The 808-nt window shown below is 61.3% G+C and carries 1 protein-coding gene; it reads right to left on the reverse strand.

Features of this window, described 5'->3' with window-relative positions; genetic code table 11:
* Positions 1–231, reverse strand: a 231-nt coding sequence (locus ACWAUG_RS13625) for a transposase (protein WP_460802250.1), incomplete at its 3' end; no start/stop codon positions are given.
* Between the last annotated feature and the right edge of the window lie 577 nt (positions 232–808).

Consider the following 808-nt stretch of genomic DNA (forward strand, 5'->3'; position numbering starts at 1 on the left):
AGCTTCGGCAGTGGTCACCCCAGCGACGTGACCGCCGTCAATATCTGCTTGCTTGACCCACATCCGCACGGACTCGATCCCGTATCCGAGCTGCAACGCCACACGCTGCACCGTCCCGTGATCGGTCCCGAGCTCTGCACGCAACGTCCGCACCATCCGGACCGCAGCAGCTTTCTCCTCTGTCGAATACCGACGCGTCGTCGGCTTCCCTGATGTCTGCTCTTTCGGCATAACCCCATCCTCGTTTCCAAGGTCAGGAGTCTCCAACAAAACCAGAGCGCTTCAAACGTCACAGACCGACACCGCGCGGCCGCCGGTGCGATCCACACCGACTATGTCGGCCGTCGGGCGACGTCTCGGAAGTAGCCTCGCTTCTAGCCGCGACTCGGCGTAAAGTATCCCTCTTATACCAAACGCGAATCGGGCCCGTCCCTACGTTGTCACCGTCCATCCCGACGGGCGGTGGTGGCACATCAGAGTTCCAGAACTCAACACCGTCTCGCAGGCGCTGGCGCTGCAAGAAGTGCCGAGTCAAGCTCGCGATCTCATCAGCGTCTGGCTCGATACCCGCCCGGACACGGTGCGTTTCATCGTGAAGCGAAGGAGTGGCCTACGTCCGGGATGGGCTGCATCGTGAACCAACGCCGAACTCATGCGCGGAGTGCACGCGACGGCCCAGCCGAAAACGATCGTTTACGGCGCAGTCCCGTCATGTGCTCCGGGAACCACGCCTGTGACCGTCGGCAGTCGGTGGCCTTGTTTTCGTAACACTAAATGGCAGTCTGTTAGGTGCCGATGACGAGAGTAC

The organism is Microbacterium sp. GXF6406, assembly GCF_054798215.1.